Annotated in this window: 21 protein-coding genes; 5 read left to right on the top strand and 16 right to left on the bottom strand. The window is 70.3% G+C overall.

The features are described 5' to 3' along the window. Positions 1-54: 54 nt before the first annotated feature. From xerD to OCQ_RS14570, 14 genes are all read right to left on the bottom strand, one after another. The gene (gene xerD / locus OCQ_RS14505) at positions 55-996 is read right to left on the bottom strand and encodes a site-specific tyrosine recombinase XerD (RefSeq protein WP_008257558.1); all 942 of its coding nucleotides are present in this window, start codon (positions 994-996) and stop codon (positions 55-57) included. After that, entirely contained in the window at positions 993-1,616 is a 624-nt protein-coding gene (locus OCQ_RS14510) for an NUDIX domain-containing protein (protein WP_014382726.1), read from the bottom strand. The genes xerD and OCQ_RS14510 overlap by 4 nt, the downstream gene beginning before the upstream one ends. Beyond that, positions 1,609-3,360: a CTP synthase gene (locus OCQ_RS14515; protein ID WP_014382727.1), complete on the bottom strand. Its 1,752-nt coding sequence runs from the start codon at positions 3,358-3,360 to the stop codon at positions 1,609-1,611. The genes OCQ_RS14510 and OCQ_RS14515 overlap by 8 nt, the downstream gene beginning before the upstream one ends. Positions 3,361-3,484: 124 nt before the next feature. Continuing rightward, positions 3,485-4,429, bottom strand: a complete 945-nt coding sequence (locus OCQ_RS14520) for a copper transporter (RefSeq protein WP_014385080.1) — start codon at positions 4,427-4,429, stop codon at positions 3,485-3,487. Continuing rightward, complete coding sequence (gene steA / locus OCQ_RS14525) at positions 4,430-5,611, bottom strand: putative cytokinetic ring protein SteA (protein ID WP_009955069.1); 1,182 nt, start codon at positions 5,609-5,611, stop codon at positions 4,430-4,432. A 234-nt stretch (positions 5,612-5,845) separates the two neighbouring features. Further along, a complete protein-coding gene (gene recN / locus OCQ_RS14530; protein ID WP_014385081.1) occupies positions 5,846-7,612 on the bottom strand; it encodes a DNA repair protein RecN in 1,767 nt (588 codons plus the stop codon). A gap of 25 nt (positions 7,613-7,637) precedes the next feature. Continuing rightward, the gene (locus OCQ_RS14535) at positions 7,638-8,537 is read right to left on the bottom strand and encodes an NAD kinase (RefSeq protein WP_014380303.1); all 900 of its coding nucleotides are present in this window, start codon (positions 8,535-8,537) and stop codon (positions 7,638-7,640) included. A gap of 23 nt (positions 8,538-8,560) precedes the next feature. Continuing rightward, complete coding sequence (locus tag OCQ_RS14540) at positions 8,561-9,370, bottom strand: TlyA family RNA methyltransferase (RefSeq protein WP_009955066.1); 810 nt, start codon at positions 9,368-9,370, stop codon at positions 8,561-8,563. 8 nt (positions 9,371-9,378) lie between these two features. After that, entirely contained in the window at positions 9,379-9,564 is a 186-nt protein-coding gene (locus tag OCQ_RS14545; protein WP_009955065.1) for a hypothetical protein, read from the bottom strand. A 12-nt stretch (positions 9,565-9,576) separates the two neighbouring features. Continuing rightward, entirely contained in the window at positions 9,577-10,584 is a 1,008-nt protein-coding gene (locus tag OCQ_RS14550; protein ID WP_014380305.1) for an HAD-IIA family hydrolase, read from the bottom strand. Between the two features lie 18 nt (positions 10,585-10,602). Continuing rightward, positions 10,603-11,403, bottom strand: coding sequence for a tetratricopeptide repeat protein (locus OCQ_RS14555; protein ID WP_225331121.1), 801 nt, complete (start codon positions 11,401-11,403; stop codon positions 10,603-10,605). Positions 11,404-11,431: 28 nt separating this feature from the next. Then, positions 11,432-11,806: a DUF732 domain-containing protein gene (locus OCQ_RS14560; RefSeq protein WP_009955607.1), complete on the bottom strand. Its 375-nt coding sequence runs from the start codon at positions 11,804-11,806 to the stop codon at positions 11,432-11,434. Positions 11,807-11,905: 99 nt separating this feature from the next. Further along, complete coding sequence (gene tyrS, locus OCQ_RS14565; protein WP_009955608.1) at positions 11,906-13,168, bottom strand: tyrosine--tRNA ligase; 1,263 nt, start codon at positions 13,166-13,168, stop codon at positions 11,906-11,908. Positions 13,169-13,260: 92 nt separating this feature from the next. Then, the gene (locus OCQ_RS14570) at positions 13,261-13,905 is read right to left on the bottom strand and encodes a DNA-3-methyladenine glycosylase (protein WP_014380308.1); all 645 of its coding nucleotides are present in this window, start codon (positions 13,903-13,905) and stop codon (positions 13,261-13,263) included. 96 nt (positions 13,906-14,001) lie between these two features. On the opposite strand from OCQ_RS14570, the gene OCQ_RS14575 reads away from it, so the two are divergent. From OCQ_RS14575 to OCQ_RS14595, 4 genes are all read left to right on the top strand, one after another. Then, positions 14,002-15,282: an ammonium transporter gene (locus OCQ_RS14575; protein WP_020188604.1), complete on the top strand. Its 1,281-nt coding sequence runs from the start codon at positions 14,002-14,004 to the stop codon at positions 15,280-15,282. A gap of 75 nt (positions 15,283-15,357) precedes the next feature. Beyond that, positions 15,358-16,122, top strand: a complete 765-nt coding sequence (locus OCQ_RS14580; RefSeq protein WP_014382735.1) for an ABC transporter ATP-binding protein — start codon at positions 15,358-15,360, stop codon at positions 16,120-16,122. Next, a complete protein-coding gene (locus OCQ_RS14585) occupies positions 16,056-16,874 on the top strand; it encodes an ABC transporter permease (protein WP_072501338.1) in 819 nt (272 codons plus the stop codon). Before OCQ_RS14580 ends, OCQ_RS14585 begins: the two co-directional genes overlap by 67 nt. Positions 16,875-17,157: 283 nt before the next feature. Then, positions 17,158-17,781 (top strand): TetR/AcrR family transcriptional regulator, encoded by a 624-nt coding sequence (locus OCQ_RS14595; protein ID WP_026071361.1) that lies wholly within the window; start codon positions 17,158-17,160, stop codon positions 17,779-17,781. On the opposite strand, the gene OCQ_RS14600 is transcribed toward OCQ_RS14595, so the two are convergent. Then, the gene (locus OCQ_RS14600; RefSeq protein ID WP_014382737.1) at positions 17,747-17,974 is read right to left on the bottom strand and encodes a Trm112 family protein; all 228 of its coding nucleotides are present in this window, start codon (positions 17,972-17,974) and stop codon (positions 17,747-17,749) included. The genes OCQ_RS14595 and OCQ_RS14600 overlap by 35 nt on opposite strands. Beyond that, positions 17,971-20,958: an acyl-CoA synthetase gene (locus tag OCQ_RS14605; protein ID WP_232065662.1), complete on the bottom strand. Its 2,988-nt coding sequence runs from the start codon at positions 20,956-20,958 to the stop codon at positions 17,971-17,973. The genes OCQ_RS14600 and OCQ_RS14605 overlap by 4 nt, the downstream gene beginning before the upstream one ends. A 527-nt stretch (positions 20,959-21,485) precedes the next feature. Between OCQ_RS14605 and OCQ_RS14610 the strand changes: the two genes are divergently transcribed. Beyond that, complete coding sequence (locus tag OCQ_RS14610; RefSeq protein ID WP_008257599.1) at positions 21,486-21,992, top strand: hypothetical protein; 507 nt, start codon at positions 21,486-21,488, stop codon at positions 21,990-21,992. Positions 21,993-22,005 lie beyond the last annotated feature (13 nt).

Raw genomic sequence — 22,005 nt, forward strand, 5'->3', positions numbered from 1 at the left:
CGCAACAACTCCACGTTCGGCGGGGGACGCAAAGGGAGCGCGCCCGAGCGCGGATTATCGCGCCCGCGGGTGGGCCTCGGCCCACACTTCGCGCAACGCGTGCACGGTCACCATGGTGTAGATCTGCGTCGTCGTCACCGAGGCGTGCCCGAGCAACTCCTGCACGACCCGCACGTCGGCGCCGCCCTCGAGCAGATGCGTGGCGAACGAGTGCCGCAGCATGTGCGGCGACACCCCCGAGGTGATGCCGGAGCGCTCGGCCGCGTCCTGCAGGACCTGCCACGCGCTCTGACGCGACAGTCGCCCGCCGCGGACGTTGAGGAAGATGGCCGGCGTCCCGCGCCCCCGGCGCGCCAGATCCGAACGTCCGCGCACCAGATAGGCGTCCAGCGCGGCCACGGCGGGGCGCCCGATCGGCACCAGCCGCTGCTTAGCGCCCTTGCCGCGCAACAACACTGAGCGGGCCTGCGTGTCGACGTCGTCCACATCGAGGCCGACGGCCTCGGAGATCCGCGCGCCGGTCGAATACAGCAGCTCCAGCAGCGCGCGGTTGCGCAGGGTCAGCGGGCCGTCGGCCGGGCTGTCGCCCCCCGCGCCCTCCAGCAGCGCCAAGACCTGGTCGACGGTCAGGCTCTTGGGCAGCCGGCGGCCGGGCGTGGGCGGGCGGACCGCGCGGGCTACGTCGAGTTCGGCCAGCCCCTCGGCGGCGGCGAAGCGGTGCAGGCCGCGCACCGCAATCAGGGCCCGCGCCGCCGACACCGCCGACAGCGCCGCCGCCCCGGTCTCGGGGTCGCCGCGGCGCAGCGCCACCAGGAACTCGCTGACGTCGTCCTCGCCCACCTTGGCCAGATCGTGAATTCCACGGTCCGACAAGTGTTTTGTGTAGCGGCGCAAATCGCGGCGATACGAGCTCAGGGTGTTCGCCGCGACGCCGCGCTCGATCGTGAGGTGGTCGAGGTAACCCTGGAGTTGGGAATCCAGCGCCACCGTCGTCATGGCCCGGCCTTTCGGGCCGCGAACGCCGTCGGCCGGTCGATCCAGGGACTGTCCACCGGCCGCGGCTGCGCGAACCCCTCGGTGACGGCGTGGGCCGCCAAGATCCCCGCGATGGCAATCGAGTTCACGATGTCGCCGCTGAACACCCGACGGGCGGCCTCCGCGATGGGAACCCAGGTCATCGTCATGTCGGCTTCCTCGTGGTGCGCCTCGGGCCTGCCCACCTCGGTCAGCCCGGTGGCCAGATAAATCCGTACGGATTCGTCGCTGAAGCCCGGCGCGGAGTTGAGGTCGACCAGCACCCGCCAGGTGTCCGCCCGCAGGCCGACCTCCTCGTGGAGTTCGCGGGCGGCCGTCTGCTGCGGCGGCTCCCCCGCGACGTCGAGCAGCCCGGCGGGCAACTCCCAGAGCCGCCGCCCGAACGCGTGCCGGTACTGGTAGACCAGCGGGATGTTGTTGTCGGCGTCCAGCGCCGCGACGGCCACGGCGCCGTAGTGCTCGACGACCTCGCGCACCGCGGTGGTGTCGCCCGGCATCCGCACCCGGTCGCTGCGCAGCGCGAAAATCTTTCCGGTGTACAGCGTTTCGGAGGACGCCGTGGAGAAGACGTGTTCAGCCACGGGACGCGGGCTCAGGTATGGGCCGCGCGGCGCTGTCCCGATGCTGGATGCCGTTGGACGACTGCTCGGGGATTTCCACCGGCAACCGTTCGCCGGCCTTGTATTCGAGGGCCGCCCCGACGAACGCGACGAACAACGGGTGCGGCCGGGTGGGCCGGCTCTTGAGCTCCGGATGAGCCTGCGTGCCGACGATGAAGGGGTGCACGTCCGGCGGGTACTCGACGAACTCGACCAGGTGACCGTCGGGTGAGGTGCCGGAAAACCTGAGGCCGCTTTCCGCGATCTTGTCGCGGTAGGCGTTATTGACCTCGTAGCGGTGCCGGTGGCGTTCGGACACCTCCGTGGCGCCATACGCCTGGGCCACAATCGAATCCGGTTCCAGCACGGCGGGATAGGCGCCCAGCCGCATGGTGCCGCCGAGGTCGGCCTCGCCGGCGACGATGTCGACCTGGTCGGCCATCGTGGAGATGACGGGATCCGGTGTGTCTGGGTCGAATTCGGCCGAGTTGGCCTCGGTCAGGCCGGCCGAGCGGGCGGCCTCGATCACGATGCATTGCAGCCCGAGGCACAGGCCCAGCACCGGCAGGCCCCGGGCGCGCGCGTAGTGGATGGCACCGAGCTTGCCCTCGATGCCGCGGATGCCGAACCCGCCGGGAATCAGCACACCCTGCACGTCGGCCAGCGCCGCCGCCGCACCGGGCCCGGTCTCGCAGTCGTCGGACGCCACCCAGAGCAACTCGACCTTGGCGTGGTGCTTGAAACCGCCGGCGCGCAGCGCCTCGGTGACCGACAGGTAGGCATCGGAGAGTTCAACGTACTTGCCCACCAAGGCGATTCGCACCGTTTCATGCGGCTCATGCACCCGGCGCAGCAGGTCGTCCCATTCGGTCCAGTCGACATCGCGGAACGGCAGGTTGAGCCGGCGCACCACATAGGCGTCGAGTTCTTCGCGGTGCAGCACCTTCGGAATGTCATAGATCGACGGCGCGTCCGGGGTGGAGATGACGCCGTCGATGTCGACGTCGCACATCAGCGCGATCTTGTTCTTCAGCGCCTCGGGAACGTCGCGGTCGCAGCGCAGGATCAGCGCGTCCGGGGTGATACCGATGCTGCGCAGCGCGGCCACGGAGTGCTGCGTGGGTTTGGTCTTGAGTTCACCCGACGGGGCCAGGTAGGGCACCAGCGAGACGTGTAGGAAGAAGACGTTCTCGCGACCCAGGTCGTGGCGCACCTGGCGGGCCGCCTCCAGAAAGGGCTGCGACTCGATGTCACCGACGGTGCCGCCGATTTCGGTGATGACCACGTCGGGGCGGTTGCCCTGCGCGTCGGGCTGGGCCATCGCCATGATGCGCCCTTTGATCTCGTCGGTGATGTGCGGGATCACCTGGACGGTGTCGCCGAGGTACTCTCCGCGGCGTTCCTTGGCGATGACGCTCGAATACACCTGCCCCGTAGTGACATTCGCCGAGCCGGACAGATCGCGATCCAGGAAGCGCTCGTAGTGCCCGACGTCGAGGTCGGTCTCGGCGCCGTCCTCGGTGACGAAGACCTCGCCGTGCTGGAACGGATTCATGGTGCCCGGGTCGACGTTGAGGTACGGATCGAGCTTTTGCATCGTCACGTACAGCCCGCGCGCCGTCAGGAGCTGACCGAGGCTGCTGGCGGTCAATCCCTTACCCAACGAGGATGCGACGCCCCCGCTGACGAAGAGGTGCTTGGTGGCGGTTTGCGGGTGCTTTCGCAACAGGCGACCTCCGTGAAGACGGGCAGGGCTTGAAAAATGTTTCTAGCGAACAACTAGATGGGCCTGCCGACCCACGGAAACCCACCCTAACATCCACGGCGCCGAGCCGCGGTGAACACGCCCGCTACTGAGGCACCGTGATCGACGTCGCCCCGTGACCGGTGCCGTACTGACCCGCGTGACCGCCGCCCAGCAGGTCGTGCAGGCCGAGCACCGCGGTGATGCGTCCCGGCGCGGCGTCCACGTCGTCGACCGTGCTGATCGCGGAGTTCAGGCCGGCGTCGGCGCGGGCCACCGCGACGGCGGCGCCGCCGGTCGCCGAACCGTCGCGCCCGGCGAGCAGCGTGCCCGAGCCGTGCGGGGCCAGCGCGGCGGAGAACCGCGCCACGCTCGCCCCCTGGTTCCCGGCGTCCTGCGGTAGCGCGCCACCGGTGACGACGAGCGCGGCGTTGGCCGCGCCCATGTGATCGCTCGCCTGATAGGTGATGAAGCCGGTGTCGCGCAGCGCCGCCAGCACGGTGTTGCGCTGGGTGTCGTCCACCGGGGGCACCGCGGGGTTGGGGTTGGCCAGCAGGGCGATGCCCATCAGGTCACCCGCCTGCGAACCCTGGTCGACGAGCTTGGTGCTCAGCTGCTGTCCGGCGGGCAGCACCGACGAGTTCACCACCGTCTGCAGCTTCTCCGCCGAGTTGGCCTCGACGAACTCCTGCGTCAACGACACCGTCCCGGTCACCGTCCCGCCAGCCTGACCGATGAACTTCGACACCGCGGCCACGTCGTCGTCCTTGGCGTCCGGGGTGCGGAACACTACCACCGACTTGCCGGCCAGCGCGTCGTGCACGATCCGGCCGGCCAGCTGGGTGTCGAAATTGTTTGCCGCGCTGAGCTTTTCGTTCAACACGTTCTTCTGGTCGTTGAGCCCGCTGATCTGGGCGTTGAGGTCCTTCTTCTCGTCACGCAGGCTGGACAGCAACGTGTCCGACAGGAAGCCGGAACCCAGCACGACGCCCACGGCCAGCGCCAGGAACACGGCGGCCAGCGACAGGGCGTGTTGGCGCAGCGAGATCATCTAGGTGACCCACTTCTGCACCATCAGGCAGAAGTGGTTCCAGTAGTCGGTGACCCAGTGCAGCACCACACCGTCGGTGCGAGACACCCACAGCGCGACGATGACGGCGATCAGCATCGTCAGCGCCAGCAGCGCGATGGCCCCCGCCGAGATGTGGTTGCGGTACAGGGTGGCCACGGCCTTGGCGTCCACCACCTTCTCCCCCACCCGCAGCCGGGTCAGGAACGTGGACGGGTTGCTGTGGGCGCGGGTGCGGTCGAAGAACGTCTCGATGTTGGCGGTGTGGCCGGCGGTCACCAGCAGCGCGGCGCCGTGGTGGTCGGCCAGCAGCAGGGCCAAATCGATCGCCGACCCCGCGGCCGGGAACGTCATCGCGCCGACGCCCAGGTCCTGGATGCGTTCGAGCCCCGGCGCGTGCCCGTCGGCGTCGGCGGGCAGCACGACCTGGGCCCCGCACTTCAGGGCGTCGGTGCTGATCTGGTCGGGGTCGCCAACGATCACCTGCGGGCGATACCCCGCCTTGCGCAACACGTCCGCGCCGCTGCCCACCCCGATCAGCGCCGGCTGATACTCCTTGATGAACGGCTTGAGCGACTTGAGGTCGTCCTCGGCGCTGGGCTCGTCGGCGACGATCACCACGTGCCGGCGGCGCAGGTCGACGTCGACGTCGGGGATGCCGATGCCGTCGATCAGCAGCGGGCTCTCGCTCTTGATGAACTCGATGGTGTTGCCGGCGAACGCCTCCAGATGGGCGGACAGGCCGCTCTTGGCCTCCCGCATCAAATCGGCGATGTCGTGGTCGGTGCGCTCGGTGCCGCGGACCAGCCGCCGGTCGCCGGCGTACACCCCGCCCTCGTGCAGGCGGATCTTGGCGCCGTCTTTGACCTTCTTGAAGACGTCGGGTCCGGCCTCGTCGATCAGCGTGACCCCGTTGTTGACCAGGACCTCGGGCCCCAGGTTGGGGTAGCGGCCCGACACCGACGGCGAGGCGTTGACGACGGCGGCGATGTCGGCCTCCACCAGGGCGTCCGCCGTGATGCGATCCAGATCGAGGATGTCGAGCACGACGATGTCGCCGGGGCAGACCCTGCGCAGCAATCGGTCGATGTTGCGGTCAACGCGGGCAGTGCCGACGAGGCCCGGCCGGGCGGGATTACGGGAAAGCAGGCCTGACATCTTCATGGGGGCGATTCTGTCGGTGATGCGCGGACGACGCGGGGAGGCGCGCCGTAACATTAGCCCCAGAAGTTATCTAGAGTCCCATTAGTAACAGCTCTGTGCCGAACTGGTCTCGAACGTCGACTTGATGCGGCGACACGCCGGGGTTGGCCGCCACAAGTCGACGCTCGCGGAGACAGGGGCCCGAGACAGGGGCGCGGACACAGGGGCGGAGACGGCCGCGGCCGCAACACGGGCCTAGATCTCGTCCTTTTGCGCCGCCTCGAGCAGCTCGCGGGCGTGCGCGCGGCCGCTGTCGGATTCGCCCAGCCCGGCCAGCATCCGCGCCAGCTCGGCGACCCGCTCGTCGCCGCCCAGGCGCCGTACCACGCTGGTCCCCTTGGGCCCCGCGGCGTGCACCACCAGGTGCACGTCGGCGTACGCCGCAACCTGCGGCAGGTGCGTGACCACGATGACCTGGTGGGTGCGCGCCAATCGCGCCAGCCGGCGCCCGATCTGCACCGCCGCGCGGCCGCCCACCCCGGCGTCGACCTCGTCGAACACCATGGTGGTGCCCGCGGCCTCTTTGCGGGACGTGGCCAGCACCACCTCCAGGGCGAGCATCACCCGGGACAGCTCGCCACCGGAGGCGCTCTTGGCCAGCGGCAGCTGGTCCATGCCCCGGTGCGCGGCGAAACCGAACTCGACCTGGTCGACGCCGTCGGCGCCGGCGTGGACGAGCTCGCCCGACGGCAGCCGCAGCGCGGCCGAATCGTCGGGGTCCGACGCGGTGTCCGGCGCGGCATCCAGGGTCACGTCGATGGTGAATTGGGCGTCGGCCATCGCCAGCCCGGACAGCTCGGCGGTGACCTCCTTGGCGAGCCGCTTGGCGGCCTTGCGCCGCGTGGCGCTGAGATCGACCGCGGCCTGGGCCAATTCGCGGCCGAGCTCGTCGACCCGGGCTGCCAGCGCCGCCAAACCCTCCTCGGAGACGTCGAGCTGGGCCAGCCGTTGCCGCGACTCCTGGGCCCACCCGATCACGCCGTCGATGTCCGCGGCGTACTTGCGGGTCAGGGTGCGCAGTTCGGCCTGACGGGCCAGCTTGGATTCCAGGGCGCTGGCGTCGACCGGCAGCTCCTCGAGGAAGCCGCCCAGTTCGCCGGCCGCGTCGACGAGCACGGTCAGCACCTCGCCGATCTGGCCGGCCAGCGCCGTCAGCTTGGCGTCGCCGGTGGATTCCAGTGCGGCCCTTGCCTTTCCCAGGCTGTCGGTGGCACTGAGGCCGTCGGTCTCCTCGGAGGACAGCGCCGCGCGGGCGGTGGCGGCGGCCTCGCGCAGGGTGTCCAGTTCGGAGAGCCGCACGATCTCGGCGACCAGGGCGTCGTCCTCGCCCGGTTGCGGGTCGACGGCGTCGATCTCGTTGAGGGCGAACGTCAGCCGGTCGGCCTCCAGTGCGAGCTCGCGCATGCGGTTGCGGCGGTCGAGCAGGTCGCGCCGCGCCGACAGCCAGGCGTCGCGCAGTTTGCAGTACCGCTCGAGCGCGGGTCCGGCCTTGGCGAAGCGGTCCAGCGCCGCGCACTGCTCCTCGGGCCGGATGAGGCGCAGCTGGTCGTTCTGCCCGTGCAGGGTCAGCAGCCCGGCGGTGAAGTCGCCCAGCGATTTGGCGGGCACGCTGCGGCCGCCGAGGTAGGCCCGCGACGGCCCGTCACGGCTGACCGAGCGCAGCGCGATGACGCTGCCGTCCTCGTCGCGTTCGGCGCCCGACGCGTCGAGCATCTCGTCGAGCCGCACGACCATGGCCTCGTCGAGATCCGTTGTGCTGAACCGCCCTTCGACGAGGGCCCGCTCGGCCCCCGACCGGACCCGGGTGGCGTCGGCGCGGGCGCCGCCGAGCAGATGCAAGCCGGTGACCACCATGGTCTTTCCAGTGCCGGTCTCCCCCGTCAGCACGGTCAGGCCGCGGTCGAACTCGCCGACCGCCGAGCTGATCGCCCCGAGCGACTCGATCCGGATTTCAGTCAGCATTCAGTCAGGATCCCGTGCTGTGCCGTCAGTTTCCGCGCCACCCGGTCACCGGCAGCCGGAACTTGCGCACCAACCGGTCCGTGAACGGGGCGCTGTCCAGCCGGGCCCATTTCACCGCCGTGTCACAACGTTTCACCTCGATGCGGCTGCCGGCCGGGATGAGCATCTCGCGGCGGCCGTCGCAGAACACCAGGGCGTCGTGGCCGTCCGCCTCCACCTCGATCGCGATGGTGGCGTTCGGGCTGGTGACCATGGGGCGACCGAACAGCGCGTGAGCGTTGTTGGGTACCACCAGGATTGCCTCCAGGTCGGGCCAGAGCACCGGGCCGCCCGCGGAGAACGCGTAGGCGGTGGAACCCGTCGGGGTCGACACCAGGACGCCGTCGCAGCCGAAGGCGGACACCGGCCGCCCGTCGATTTCGACCACCACCCCGAGTACGCCGAGCCGGGGGCCCTTTTCCAGGCTGACCTCGTTGAGGGCCCAGCCGTGCGCGGAGACCCGGCCGCCCTGGCGCACGACCACGTCGAGCGTCAGGCGGTTCTCCACCCGGTAGTCCTGTGCGACAACGTGGTCCAGCACCCGGTCGATGGCCTCGGCCTCGGCCTCGGCCAGAAAGCCGATCCGCCCGAGGTTCACGCCCAGCACCGGGATGCCGGCGTTGCGCGCGAGCTCGGCGGCCCGCAGGAACGTCCCGTCGCCGCCGAGTACCAGCACCAGTTCGCAGCCTTCGGCGGCCCGGGGGTCGGCGTCGACGACCTCGATCTCGACGCCCATCGCCCGCATGTCGTCGGGGGCCAGGTGCAACGGTCCCCGGTCGACAGCCTCGGCGGACAGCACCCGAAGCCCGATTCCGTTGTCGCCCAGCGTTTTCTGTACACGGCGGGCCGTCTCGGTGGCTTCTTCGCGGCCGGTGTGGACGACCATCAAGACGGTGCGTTCGGCTGGAGTCACTGCGGCCCGCTTTCCACCGCGTGCCGCACCGCCGCCACCAGGGCGTCGCCGGCGAGCGGACGATCGGCCTGGGCGCGCAGCCGAAGGAAATATTCGACGTTGCCCGACGGCCCCGGCAGCGGGCTCGCGGTGACGTCGACGGTGTGCCAACCCAGCTCGGCGGCGCGGCGCGCGACCGACGTCACGGCGTCGGCGCGCAGGCCGGGGTCGTGCACCACACCGCCCGCGCCGACCTGGCCCTTCCCCACCTCAAACTGTGGCTTCACCATGGGAACGATATCCGCGTTCGGTGCGGCGCATCCAGCCAGCGCCGGCAACACTGTGGCCAACGAGATGAACGACAGGTCGGCCACGACGAGGTCGGCCGGCCCGCCGATCGCCTCGGGCGTCAGGTCACGAACGTTGGTCCGCTCGACGACGACGACCCGCGCATCGCTGCGCAGCGACCACGCCAGCTGGCCGTATCCCACGTCCACGGCCACCACTTCGGCGGCCCCGCGGTCCAGCAGGACTTCGGTGAAGCCGCCCGTCGACGCGCCGGCGTCCAGGCAGCGGCGGCCCGCGACGGAGATCCCGAAGGCGTCCAGCGCGCCGATGAGTTTGTGCGCGCCGCGCGAGACCCAGCCGCGTTCGCCGTCGGTGGCCACGGTCAGGGCGGCGGTGACGGCGACGGCGGTGCCGGGCTTGCGCGCCGGCATCCCGTCGATGCTCACCTTGCCGGCGCCGATCAACTCCGCGGCCTGCTGACGCGACCGGGCCAGGCCGCGCCGCACCAGCTCGGCGTCAACGCGGGCGCGTCGAGACATGCGCGCACTCAGCCCTTCTCCGCCGACTCCAGCGCGGCCAACAGGACGTCGTGGGCCTCGGAGAGCCGGCGCGCGATCTCTTCGAGCTCGTCGAGCGAGGGCGCCTTCTCGGGGTCCTCCTGGTCGCCGGGTCGGGGCAGCCGGGCCAGCAGGGCGTCGATCTCGGCGCGAATCTGATCGGGGTCGATACTCATCGCGTTCCTACGTTAGTCGGTGCGCACCAAAGACCAGCGCTGCAGCGCGGCGCGCGCCCGGTCGTCGCCGGCCTCGATGCGCACGGCGCCAGACCCCGGGGCGCCCCACACCGCGCCGGCGACCGCGCGCACGATCGACAGGCCGTCCCCGTCGTCCGGCCCGTCCCCGCGGACCGTGACCGCCCCGTCCGCGACGTCGACCCGCCAGCCCGGTTGCGGGCCGACCGCGAGGCGCCCGGCGTCGGCGTGCAGCGAGCGCAGATCGTGGCCGATGTAGGTGGGGCGCTGGGCGGGCTTGGCGTACACCGCGTCCCGCGCGGAGTTGACCCCGGTGAGCACCATCAGGCTGGGCAGCTCGGCGGCGTTGGCGCCCTCGATGTCGGTGTCGAGCCGGTCGCCGATCACCAGGGGCGCGCGGAAGTCGCCCCGGGCCGCCGCGTCGCGCAGCAGGGCGGGCGCCGGCTTGCCCGCCACCTGGGGTTCGGCGCCGGTGGCCGCCCGCAGCGCGGCCACCAACGAGCCGTTGCCGGGCAGCAACCCGCGCTCGGTGGGCAGGGTGAGGTCGACGTTGGCCGCCACCCATCGCGCGCCGGCCCGGATCGCCAGCGCCGCCTCGGCGAGCTCGGGCCAGCCGATGGTCAGGGACAGGCCCTGCACGACGGCGGCCGGGTCGTCGTCGTTGCTGCGCACTGGGCGCAGCCCGACGGCGGTGATCTCGCCGGCCAGGGCCTCGGTGCCCACGATCAGCACCGGCGAGTCCGGGGGCAGCTGGTCGGCGAGCAGCCGGGCCGCGCTCTGGGCGCTGGTGGCGACGTCGTCGGCGGTGGCGGTGAAGCCGAGTTCGGTCAGGTGCGCGGCGACCTCGTCGGCGCTGCGGGAGGCGTTGTTGGTGACGAAATACGCGCGACTGCGCACCTCGGCCAGCGCCTCAACGGCGCCCTCGGTGGGCTGGCGGCCGCGAAATGCCGTCCCGTCGAGGTCGATCAGTAGGCAATCGTATTCCTGCGCAAGGCTTTTCACGTCGTCGGTTCCGTCGTGTCAGCCGAGTTCACTGACCCGGTCTTCGGCGTCGGTGACTCCGTCGACGTCGGCGGCGGCCGAACGCAGGAACCATTGCAGCGCATCGTCGGTGCGGTCGAGCGCGAGCAGCGTGTCCGCGTAGGCGTAAAAGAGCCGCGCGGCCGTGGAGCCGGTGCGGCTGGGATCCAGTTGCGGCGTGGACAATACGGTCAGCGCCTGCTCCAGCTGCCCGAGGTCCGCGCGCGCCCCGGCGGCGACGATGCGGAGCTCGTCGGCGTCGTCCCCGGACAGCTCGGCGGCCTCCGGTCCGCGCGCGAGCTCGATGGCGCGCTCCGGACGGCCAAGTCCGCGTTCGCAATCGGCGATCAGCGGGAGCAACGCGGACTTGCTGCCCATGCGGCGTGCGGCGCGGAACTCCGCCAGCGCCTGCGACCAGTCGCCGCAGTGGTAGGCGGCGATGCCGACCGCCTCCCGGATGGTGGCGATGCGGCTGGACCGGGCCCGCGCCGCGCGGGCGTGACGCAACGCCGCCTCCGGGTCCTCGTCGAGCAGCTCGCCCGCGGCGACGAGGTGGCGGGCCACCGCGTCGGCGGTGGCCCGGTCCAGGGTGCTCAGTTCGCGGCGAACGTCGGGTGCCAGCTGCTTGGCTTCCACGCCGGGCGGGATCGGCGGCCCGTCCTGCGGGGCGCGATCGGCCTGGGCGTCGCGGCGCGGGCCGCTCTGCGGCTGAGCCGGCCGCGCACGGCCCGGACCGGACCAGTTGCCGGATGCCGGCCGCGCCCTCCGCTCGCCGCGGTGCCTCTGCCTGTCGTCGACCACGCTGCCGAGAATACGGGCAGCGCCACACCTAACTCGGCAGCCGGTTGCCCAGGAGCGGCGCGATCAGCGCCGGGCAGTAGGTCGCGATCGCCACGATGGTGAACCTGCCGGCCGTCTCGTACGACATGCCGTTGCCCTCGGCCATCTTGGACGTCACCGCGTCGAAGGACCCGCCGGGCTCGAACAGCATCGGGCACACCGACTGTCCCATCGCGGTGGTGCCGGTCGGCTGGCTATAGGCGATCCCGGCGTTCGTCAGCGCCGACAGGAACGCATTGCTGAGCATGTCCGCGCGGATCGGCGCCGACATCGCCCCCGACAGAGCCGCGGCCAGCGCCACCAGGCCCGTGATCACCCCCAGGCTCCGCAGGACGGTCGACCGCACACGCGTCGCGAAAATCACCGTGACAACAGTGGTCCTTTCGGGTCACGCCGACGACACGGTGAGGTAAAGATCTGTGCACGCGCGTGTTTCGCGGAGGCTCCACGGCGCCCGGGCGGTCTAGACTTTTTCGACCCCCGCGACGGTGCGCTTGCCGCGGCGCAGCACCAGCCACCGGCCGTGCAGGAAGTCCGCCGGCTGCGGGGCCCACTCCTCGCTTTCGATGCGGACGTTGTTGACCGAGACGCCGCCCTCGCCGATGGTGCGCCGCGCGGCCTTGCGGCTCTCGGACAGCCCGCTGGCCACCAGCAGGTCGACGATCCCGTCGGGGCCACCGGGTTTGAGCTCGGCGACCGACGTCTCGCGCAGCGCCGCGGACAGCGTGGCCTCGTCCAGCCGGCCCAGCTCGCCCTGCCCGAAGAGCGCCCGGCTGGCGTGCTCGACGGCCTCGGTGGCCGCCTCGCCGTGCACCAGCACGGTCAGTTCGCGCGCCAGCCGCCGCTGCGCGGCGCGTTGTTGGGGGCGCTCGGCCGTGGCCTGCTCCAGCTCGCCCAGCTCGTCGGCCGACAGGAAGGTGAACCAGCGCAAGTAGCGGATCACGTCGGCGTCGGCGGTGTTGAAGAAGTACTGGTACCAGGCATACGGGGTGGTCAGCGCGGGGTCCAGCCACAGGCTGCCGCCACCGGTGGACTTGCCGAACTTGGTGCCGTCGGCGGCGGTCACCAGGGGCACGGTCAGCGCGTGGACCGAGGCGCCGAGCTGCTGGCGGACCAGCCGGACCCCGGCGATGATGTTGCCCCACTGGTCGGAGCCGCCGATCTGCAGGCGACAGCCGTAGCGGCGGTGCAGTTCGACGTAGTCGTTGGCCTGAAGGAGCATGTAGCTGAATTCGGTGTAGGAGATGCCGTCGCCGTCCAGGCGGCGCCGCACGGTGTCGCGGTCCAGCATGACGTTGACCGAGAAGTGCTTGCCGATGTCGCGCAGGAACTCGATCGCCGACAGCGGGCGCGTCCAGTCCAGGTTGTTGACGACGACGGCGCCGGTCGGTGAATCGTCGAAGTCGACGAAGCGTTGCAACTGTCCGCCGATCCGTTCGGTCCACTCGGCGACGGTGTCGGCCTCGTTGAGGGTGCGCTCACCAACGTCGCGGGGGTCGCCGATCATCCCGGTGGCGCCGCCGGCGAGCACGATGGGGCGGTGGCCGGCGCGCTGGAAGCGGCGCAGTGCCAGCAGGGGCACCAGGTGGCCGGCGTGCAGGCTCGGCGCGGTGGGGTCGAAGCCGGCGTACACCGTCATCGGCCCGCGCCGGGCTTCGGCCGCCAGCGCATCGAGGTCGGTGGACTGCGCGATCAGGCCGCGCCAGCCCAGCTCGTCGAGGATCATGGTGTACGAGTCTTCCAGAGCGCCGACGGCGGGCGTCGACTTGTGGCGCGGATTCGGGGCGCTTCCCCCAGCGACCCGACGTTCGCCGCGGGTTAGTCGCTGGCACCCGGGGCCGGCGCGCGCGGGCTGCGGCGATACGCCGACACCTCCGGGCGCCCGGGAAGCCACAACCGCCAGGGCCGGTCGGCGGCCTGGCTGACACCGACCCGCGGGCCGGACATCGAGCTCAGCGGTTCGTGCAGCTCGAGCGTCACCGGGCTGTTGCCGTCGAACAGGTCGATTCCGTTGTCGTCCATGGTGATTCCCATGGCAGCGCACAGGTTCCCCGGCCCGCGCGCCAGCGCGGCGGTGTGCACCAGCTCGCCGCGGCGGGCCCGGGCGGCGTCGGTGCCGTCCTCGATCGCGGCCGCCCGCAGCAACACCGCGGCCGCGGTGCCGTCGGGACCGCACGAGACGTTCGCGCAGACATGGATGCCGTGGCTGCGGTAGGTGTAGAGCCGCCCCGGCGGCCCGAACATCACGAAATTGCGGGCGCGCAGGCCCTTGTAAGAGTGCGCCGCGGCGTCCGGCCACGGACCGTCGGGCACTCCCCCGTAGGCCTCGACCTCGACGACTATCCCGCTCACACCCCGCGCGGTGAGGGTGGCGCCCAGTAACCGGCGCGCGGCCTCGACCGGGTCGACCAACAGCTGCGCCGCCGCCGTGCTTGCGCGAGATCGTCGTCCAGCCTCGACCAATTGAAGATCCTGAATCCTCTTTTCAGTAACCCAACGAACCTACCGGCGGCCCGAACATGGCAGTATCCCGGTGTCCGGGACCCGAAGGAGGCCGACATGCACGCGATAGACCCGGCCGCCACGGCGTGGCTGCTGGCCAGCACCGCGCTGGTCTTGCTGATGACGCCCGGCCTGGCGATCTTCTACGGCGGCATGGTCCGCACCACCGGGGTGCTCAACATGATGATGATGAGCTTCATCTCCATCCCGCTGGTGACCGTGGCGTGGCTGCTGATCGGCTACACCCTCGCGTTCTCCGAAGACGGGGCCAGCGGGTTCGTCGGCAACCTCAGGCATTTCGGGATGCTCGGCATCACCCCCGACACGGTGCACGGCACGGCGGTGCCCGAGTTGCTGTATGCCACGTTCCAATTGACGTTCGCGATCATCACGGCCGCGCTGGTCAGTGGCGCGATCGCCGACCGCGCGAAGTTCGCCGCCTGGATGGTTTTCGTCCCGGTCTGGACGATCGCCGTGTATTCGATTGTCGCCCACTGGGTCTGGGGGCCGGGCGGCTGGCTGGCCAAGTTGGGCGTCCTCGACTATGCGGGCGGGCTGGTCGTCGAGATCGTCTCGGGTTCCTCCGCGCTGGCGCTGGCGCTGGTGCTCGGGCCGCGCATCGGTTTCAAGAAGGACGCCATGCGGCCGCACAACCTGCCGCTGCTGTTCGTCGGTGTCGGGCTGCTGTGGTTCGGCTGGTTCGGGTTCAACGCCGGCTCCGCCCTGGCCGCCAACGGAACCGCCGCGGCCATCTTCCTCAACACCTTGGTCGCGGGATGTCTGGGCATGCTGGGTTGGCTTGCGGTCGAACAGATTCGCGACGGCAGGCCCACCACGTTCGGTGCGGCGTCGGGCGTGGTCGCCGGCCTGGTGGCCATCACCCCATCGTGCGGGACCGTCAACACCCTCGGCGCGACGATCGTCGGCCTGGCGGCGGGTGTCGTGTGCTCGTTCGCGGTGGGCGCGAAGTTGCGCTTCAACTATGACGATTCGCTCGACGTGGTGGGCGTGCACTTCGTCGGCGGCGTGGTCGGTGTGTTCCTGATCGGGCTGCTCGCCACGGCGGTCATGACGGCGGGCCCGCGCGGCCTGTTCTACGGCGGCGGCGTCGGCCAGCTGGGCAAGCAGACGCTGGCGATCGCGGTCGTCGCGTTCTACGCGTTCACCGTGTCGTTCGTGCTCGCCAAGGTGATCGATCGGGTGGTGGGTTTCCGGCTCAGTACCGAAGACGAAACCACCGGCGCCGACCTCACCCAGCACGCCGAAACCGCCTACGCCGAAGGCGTGCACGGGCACCTGCCGCAGCGACGCCCGGCGATCGGCGAGCGCTTCAACTAGGCCCGCCCGGGGCTGCGAAGGCCCGGATGCTGCGACCCCTTGACAGCGCGGCCACGCGCGACGAATATTCATCACATGATGAGTTCATCCCGTGATGAATTAATCCCGGACCGGGCCGAGCCGGCGGTAGAGATCGATCACCTGCGCGTGATCCGCGGTAAACGCCCGGCCCTGCACGACTTCTCCGTGCAGATCGCGGCGGGCAGCATCACCGGCCTGCTCGGCCCGTCCGGCTGCGGCAAGACCACGCTGATCCGATGCATCGTCGGCACCCAGATCGTGACCTCGGGCCGCGTCTTCGTGCTCGGCAAGCCTGCCGGCAGCGCCGAACTGCGCCGTCGCGTCGGCTACCTGCCGCAGGACCCGACCATCTACAACGACCTTCGCATCATCGACAACGTTCGCTACTTCGCCACGCTGTACGGGTTCGACGGCCGGGCCGCCGACGCCGCCATCGAACGAGTCGGGCTCAGCGATCACCGAACGGCCTTGTGCGGCAACCTGTCCGGTGGCCAACGCACCCGGGTGTCGCTGGCCTGCGCGCTGGTCTGCCAGCCCGATCTGCTGGTGCTCGACGAGCCCACCGTGGGACTCGATCCGGTGCTGCGCGCGGACCTGTGGGACCAGTTCGCCGAATTGGCCCGCGCGGGGACCACATTGCTGGTTTCCAGCCACGTCATGGACGAGGCCGACCACTGCGGGGACCTGCTGCTGATGCGCGAAGGCCGGCTGGTCGCCCACACCACCCCGTCCCAACTGCGAGAGGACACCGGATGCACGTCACTGGAGGACGCGTTTCTGTCCATCATCAAGCGCAGCACCATGCGCGAAGCCGGTTAGGGCTCAACGGGTATACGGCGACCACGACGCGGATCCTGCGCCAGTTGGCCGCCGATCACCGCAGCGTCGCGATGATCCTGTTGGTGCCGGTCCTGGTGATCACCCTGATGTACTTCATGTTCGAAAACGCCCCGCACCGCCCGGGCGGCCCGACCCCGTTCAACAACGCCTGCCTGATCCTGCTCGGCCTGTTCCCGCTGTTCGTGATGTTCATCATCACGGCGATCACCATGCAACGCGAACGGGCCTCGGGAACGCTGGAGCGCATCCTGACCACTCCGCTGCGCCGGCTCGACCTGCTGATCGCCTACGGCACCGCCTTCTCGACGGCCGCTGCGGCGCAAGCCGTTCTGGCGTGCATCGTGTCGTTCTGGCTGCTCGGCTTCGACACGGCGGGCAGCCCGTTGTGGGTGTTCGTGATCGCGATCGTCAACGCCGTGCTGGGAGTCGGCCTGGGCCTGTTGTGTAGTGCGTTCGCGCGCACCGAGTTTCAGGCCGTGCAGTTCATCCCGCTGGTGATGGTGCCGCAGCTGCTGCTGGCCGGCATCATCGTGCCGCGGGCGGTGATGCCACACTGGCTGCAATGGATCAGCAATGTGCTGCCGGCCAGCTACGCGCTCGAGGCCCTGCAACAGGTGGGTGCGCACCCGGAGCTGACCTTCATCGCGGTGCGCGACATCATCGTGGTCTTGGCCTTCGCCCTGGCGGCGCTGTGCCTGGCGGCGGCGACGCTGCGGCGACGGACCGGCTAGTGGCGATCGCAAGCGCGGCGCAGCCGGGCGCAGCGGGTCGCCACCATGAGATAGTGGCGATCGCAAGCGCGGCGCAGCCGGGCGCAGCGGGTCGCCACCATGAGATAGTGGCGATCGCAAGCGCGGCGCAGCCGGGCGCAGCGGGTCGCCACCATGAGATAGTGGCGATCGCAAGCGCGGCGCAGCCGGGCGCAGCGGGTCGCCACCATGAGATAGTGGCGATCGCAAGCGCGACGCAGCCGGGCGCAGCGGGTCGCCACCATGAGATTGTGGCGAGCGACCAGTGACGACTACCAACACCGGCCGCCGGCGACGGGGCCGGCCCTCCGGGAACTCCGATACCCGGGAGCGGATACTGGCTAGCGCCCGGGAATTGTTCGCGCGCAACGGTATTCGTAACACGTCGATACGTGCGGTGGCCGCGTCGGCGGGGGTGGATTCGGCGTTGGTGCACCATTACTTCGGCACCAAGGAGCAGCTGTTCGCCGCGGCCGTCCACATCCCGGTCGATCCGATGGACGTCATCGGCCCGCTGCGCGAGGTGCCCGTCGAGGAGCTCGGCTACCAGATTCCGTCGATGTTGTTGCCGCTGTGGGATTCCGAGATCGGCGCGGCGTTCATCGCGACGCTGCGCTCGATCCTGGCGGGGTCGGAGATCAACCTGTTTCGCGCGTTCATTCAGGACGTGATCGCCGTCGAAGTCGGTGCCCGCGTGGACGATCCACCGGGAAGTGGAATTATTCGCATCCAATTCGTGGCGTCGCAACTGGTGGGTGTGGTGATGGCGCGCTACATCCTGCAACTGGAGCCGTTCGCGTCGCTGCCGGCCGAGCAGGTCGCGCGAATCATCGCGCCCAACCTGCAGCGCTACCTCACTGGGGATCTGCCGGAGGGCCTTGCGCCATGAGCCGGGCGTGCTCGTCGTCGTCGACGTCGCGGGCCTCGTCGATCAGCAGCACCGGGATGCCGTCCTCGATCCGGTAGGCGCGGCGCAACCGGGGGTTGTAGAGCACTTCCCCACCGCCCGTTCGGGATACCAACACCAGTGGGCCGCGGTCGGCCGGGCACACCAGGATGTTCAGCAGCGCGTCGTCGATCATGACCGGGCCCCGCTCAGCTCGGAACGCACCCCGGGAGTCAGCCGGCGGTAGTGTTCGGTCTCCGCATCGAAATACCAGACGTGCCGTCCCGCCTTGGGAATCCCGGCGGCCCGCAGCGCACTGACGGTCGGGCGGTAGGTCGCGCTCAGCGTCATCTCCGGGACCACGCAGACGATGTCGGGCCCGAGCCCGATCGGGATCTTGGCGAAGGCCTCGGTCAGGTCGGCCGCCGTGATGGAGGCGCCCGGCAACAGCGTCACCGCCGACACCGCCACCTCGTGGTCGCGCACGGGCACGTTGTAGGTCACCGCGAGGTCGACGCCGTTGATGCAACCCAGCGCGTCGGTGACCGGCTCGGCGTAGACCAGCCCCCGCGGGGTCCGCACCACCGAGCCGCGCCGGCCCGCCAGCCAGTAGTCGCCGTCGTCGTCGCGGTAGAAGAGGTACTCGGTCGAGATCCAGGTGTCGCCGGCGGCGAACACCCCGCGCTTGACGGAGGCGCTCGGATCGATCGGGCCGTTGGACGCGGCGAGCAGAACCCCGACCTGTTTGGGTTCGGCGATCTGCACGAAGCCCCGCTCGTTTTCCAGGATCAGGTCGTGTTCGGTGTCGTAGGCGCCCAACTCGATGCGCCCGGCACCCGGCAGCGGGCGGCCCTTGCTGCCGATTTTGGCGCCGGACACGTTGGCCAGCACCGCCTGACCGTCGGTGGTGGCGAAGAACTCGACGACGTGAGCGGGCGCGAACGCCTCGACGACACGCCCCCACAGCCCGGTCGGCATGCCGGAGCCGATGAACAGGCGCACCGGGTGGTTGCCGTGCAGGACGAAGGGCGGATCGGCCGGGTTGTCGAGGATCTCGCCGAGCATGGCCCAGGTGTAGGACACCACGGTGACGCCGTACTGGCGCACCTCCTGGATGAATCGGGTCCGGTCCAGGCCGCGCGACAGCGCGATGCGGGTGCCGCCGACCACCGCGCCGCCCAGGCTGACCAGCAGCGCGGACTCGTGGTGCAGCGGTGTCAGGCAGTACACGGTGTCGCGGCGGTCGAGGGCGGCCGTCGAGGCCGTACCGAACGCCGAGACCGCCCAGCGGTAGTTGGTGATCTGCTTGGCCACCAGCTCGCCGCCGGCCGAGCTGAACGCGATGAACGCCAGGTCCCGGGCCAGCCCCGGGTTGGGCCGATACCAGCCGGGCAGCTCGACGGCGTCCGGGTCGATCTGTTCCATGTCGATGACCTGGGGCTGCTCGTCGGAGTCCTCGGGCAGGTGCAGGTCCCGCGTCTCGCCGCCGCCGAGCACCAGCACCTGCCGCAGCAGTTGCCCGTCCGACTCCAGCACCGCGTCGAGGTTAGTGGGGTCGGTGAGGATCTCGGTCACTCCCCCGAGCCGCACCGAGGCGGCCAGGTCGGCGTCGGGCCGCATCACCACCGCGATGGCGCCCAGGCGGGACAGCGCGGCGATGGCCACCAGCGCGCTGGGCCGGGTCTCCATCAGCACGCCGACCCGGTCGCCCTGGCGCACCCCGACCTCGATGAGGCCGCGGACGACGTTGTTGATGCGCCGGTTCACCGCCTCGTAGGTATGCACCCGCCCGTCGAACAACAGGAATTCGCCCTGCGGGGCGTCGTGCGCCTGCTCCTCGATGATGCGGCCCAGCGAGATCCTGGTGTGGTCGTTGATCTGCCCCAGCCGGACCAGTCGTGGCAGCGTGCGGGCCGTTTCGACGGCCAGGGTGCGCACGGATTTGTTGGCCGCGACGACGGTGTTGGCCGCGCCGCGGACCATGCCCAGCGCCGCCTCGGAGGCCTCCCCGATGCCGTGCGCGAGCCGGGAGCTCAGCGCCACGCCGCTGTCGGTGTGCTCGGCGGGCTGGTCGGCCATCGGCGCGATGCTGGTGGGCTTATCGCCGCCGGCGGACAGCCATCGCACCCATTCCGCGACGGTCGGCCAGCTTTGTTGGGCCGCCTTGGACCCGACGACCAGGCCGAAATGGCCCGTGCGGATGGTGGATTCGTAGACGTCGGCGTCCGGTGCCGCGCGCCGGATGCCGCGCACCGAGGCCGGCTGGCCGATGTCGTCGACCTCGCCGACGAAGGCCAGCACCGGGCAGGTGATGTCGGTCAGGGTGACCATCTGTCCGTTGACGGCGAAACCCCCGGTCATCATCCGGTTGTGGGCGATGAACTGCTTGAGCAGCTCGGAGATCGCGGGACCGGACCACGCGATCCAGCCTTCGCGTTCGAGGAAGCGCCGCTGCTGCTCGCGCGGCAGCAGCGCCTCGCGGTCGTGCAGCTGGCGGACGAAGTCGACCCGCGCCTTGGCGGTCTTGAGGGGGTCGAGCATCTGGAAGCCGGTGCGCGCCATCCAGCTGGGGATGGCCAGCCGGCTGAAGACGTGGTCGGCCATGAAGTTGGCGGCGGGCGCGGCGAAGTTTGCCGGGATGCCCATCGGCAAGGCGGCCAGGGTGTCGACCGGGGAGCCGAAGGTGACGATGCTGGCCAGGCTCTTCGAACGCCGGTAGGCGGCGACCTGGTAACACCACATGCCGCCCTGCGAATAGCCGACCAGATGGATGTCGCTGCCCGTGGTGTCCCGGACCGTGTCGATGGCCTGACTGAGCGCGACGATGTGATCGGCCAGCGTGCGGCGCATGCCGCCTTCGACCTTGTCGGGTTCGCCGAAGTCGATGACCCAGGGATCGAGCCCCCGGCTGTGCAGGATCCCCACCGCGCCTTCGTCGCGGGTGACGTCCCACATGTCGGCGGACATCATCATCGGATGCACCATCAGCACCGGCGGCCCGACGGGCGATTGGCCGGGCCGACTGTCCGGCGGGAAGTACCGCCGGAGCTTGTACATCGGCACGCTCTCGACGATCTGGGACGGCGACGGCACCGTGCCGGTTTCCAAGCCCCCCAGTCGCAAGACTTCCAGCCCGTTCTGCGCGGTAGCGATCAGCCGCGCGACCGGTCGTGTGACCATCGAAAGATTGACATCCACTGCTGCTCCCTGAGTCTTGACAGCTTGGACATCATGGCACATCTGGGCAGCTAGAAGGGCGGTGGTTACACCGATCCGGCGGCGGCGGGCGCCGTGCGAACAGACCCGGGCTCCGCTGGGAAGGCGGTGGCTCGCCGTCGGCTTCGGCCGACGACTCGGCGTGTGCCGCGGCGGTAGGTCGTTAGCCACCGGCGCCCCGCCTGGTGGCTCGCTGTGAATCACCTGCGCGCCAGTTTGTGCGGCAGGGCACGGGGTACGCAGTCGATGCGCTTCGGTCACGACGCGTCGTCGCGACCGTTTCGGTTGAAATCCACAGCTGGGCGCTATGAGACCGCCGGACCGCGTTCCTTCCAGCCCGAAGGAGAGGTCACTGCATGACGCGATGGACGTACTCGGCCGGCACGGTCACGGCACACCCCAGCGCAGTGCCGCTGCGCCCCCCACGACTCACCCAGGAAACCAGCCCGGGCCGGTGATCCGGCACGACGCAAGCGCAGAAGGGACTTCACATGTTGTTGCTCGGCAGCGGCGGACGGCGCAAAGGCCGCACCGCCGGAAGTGACGGACTGGGCGAGGTCTCGCACCTGGCCGAGCGGGCGCTGTACGACGTCGCACACGGTCGTTTCGAACGCTCGCTGTCCGGGCTGACCGCCGTTGCGGCGCTCGTCACGACGGCCGAAATCTACTTCGAGCACTACAAGGCGAGCTTCGGCAACAAGTGGATGTGGAGCCCGATCGTGGTGACGCCGCCGGTGGTCGTCGCCGGCGTCGGGGGCGTGTTCTCGCGGCGCTGGGCCAAGCTGTGGCTCCCGATCACCGCCGGCATCTACACGGCCAACGGTCTGATGGGCGAATACCTGCACGCGCGCGGCGTCGCCCGCAAGCCGGGCGGATGGAAGCACGCGTCCTACAACGTGCCCATGGGCCCGCCGATCGCGGCGCCGGGATTGATGTGCATGGTCGGCGGAATGGGGCTGCTGGCGTCGATCCTGCGCCGCGAACGGTTCCGGGGTTAGGCATCGGGATCAC

This window comes from Mycobacterium paraintracellulare (assembly GCF_000276825.1).
In the GTDB taxonomy this organism is placed as follows: domain Bacteria; phylum Actinomycetota; class Actinomycetes; order Mycobacteriales; family Mycobacteriaceae; genus Mycobacterium; species Mycobacterium intracellulare.

Coding starts and splice junctions, on each gene's coding strand:
- xerD (WP_008257558.1), bottom strand. CDS start 996: ATGACGACGGTGGCGCTGGATTCCCAACTCCAGGGTTACCTCGACCAC.
- OCQ_RS14520 (WP_014385080.1), bottom strand. CDS start 4,429: ATGATCTCGCTGCGCCAACACGCCCTGTCGCTGGCCGCCGTGTTCCTG.
- steA (WP_009955069.1), bottom strand. CDS start 5,611: ATGAAGATGTCAGGCCTGCTTTCCCGTAATCCCGCCCGGCCGGGCCTC.
- recN (WP_014385081.1), bottom strand. CDS start 7,612: ATGCTGACTGAAATCCGGATCGAGTCGCTCGGGGCGATCAGCTCGGCG.
- OCQ_RS14535 (WP_014380303.1), bottom strand. CDS start 8,537: ATGGTCGTCCACACCGGCCGCGAAGAAGCCACCGAGACGGCCCGCCGT.
- OCQ_RS14540 (WP_009955066.1), bottom strand. CDS start 9,370: ATGTCTCGACGCGCCCGCGTTGACGCCGAGCTGGTGCGGCGCGGCCTG.
- OCQ_RS14545 (WP_009955065.1), bottom strand. CDS start 9,564: ATGAGTATCGACCCCGATCAGATTCGCGCCGAGATCGACGCCCTGCTG.
- tyrS (WP_009955608.1), bottom strand. CDS start 13,168: ATGATCCTCGACGAGCTGGGCTGGCGCGGCCTGATCGCGCAGTCCACC.
- OCQ_RS14575 (WP_020188604.1), top strand. CDS start 14,002: ATGCACGCGATAGACCCGGCCGCCACGGCGTGGCTGCTGGCCAGCACC.
- OCQ_RS14580 (WP_014382735.1), top strand. CDS start 15,358: ATGATGAGTTCATCCCGTGATGAATTAATCCCGGACCGGGCCGAGCCG.
- OCQ_RS14585 (WP_072501338.1), top strand. CDS start 16,056: ATGCACGTCACTGGAGGACGCGTTTCTGTCCATCATCAAGCGCAGCAC.
- OCQ_RS14600 (WP_014382737.1), bottom strand. CDS start 17,974: ATGATCGACGACGCGCTGCTGAACATCCTGGTGTGCCCGGCCGACCGC.
- OCQ_RS14605 (WP_232065662.1), bottom strand. CDS start 20,958: ATGGTCACACGACCGGTCGCGCGGCTGATCGCTACCGCGCAGAACGGG.
- OCQ_RS14610 (WP_008257599.1), top strand. CDS start 21,486: ATGTTGTTGCTCGGCAGCGGCGGACGGCGCAAAGGCCGCACCGCCGGA.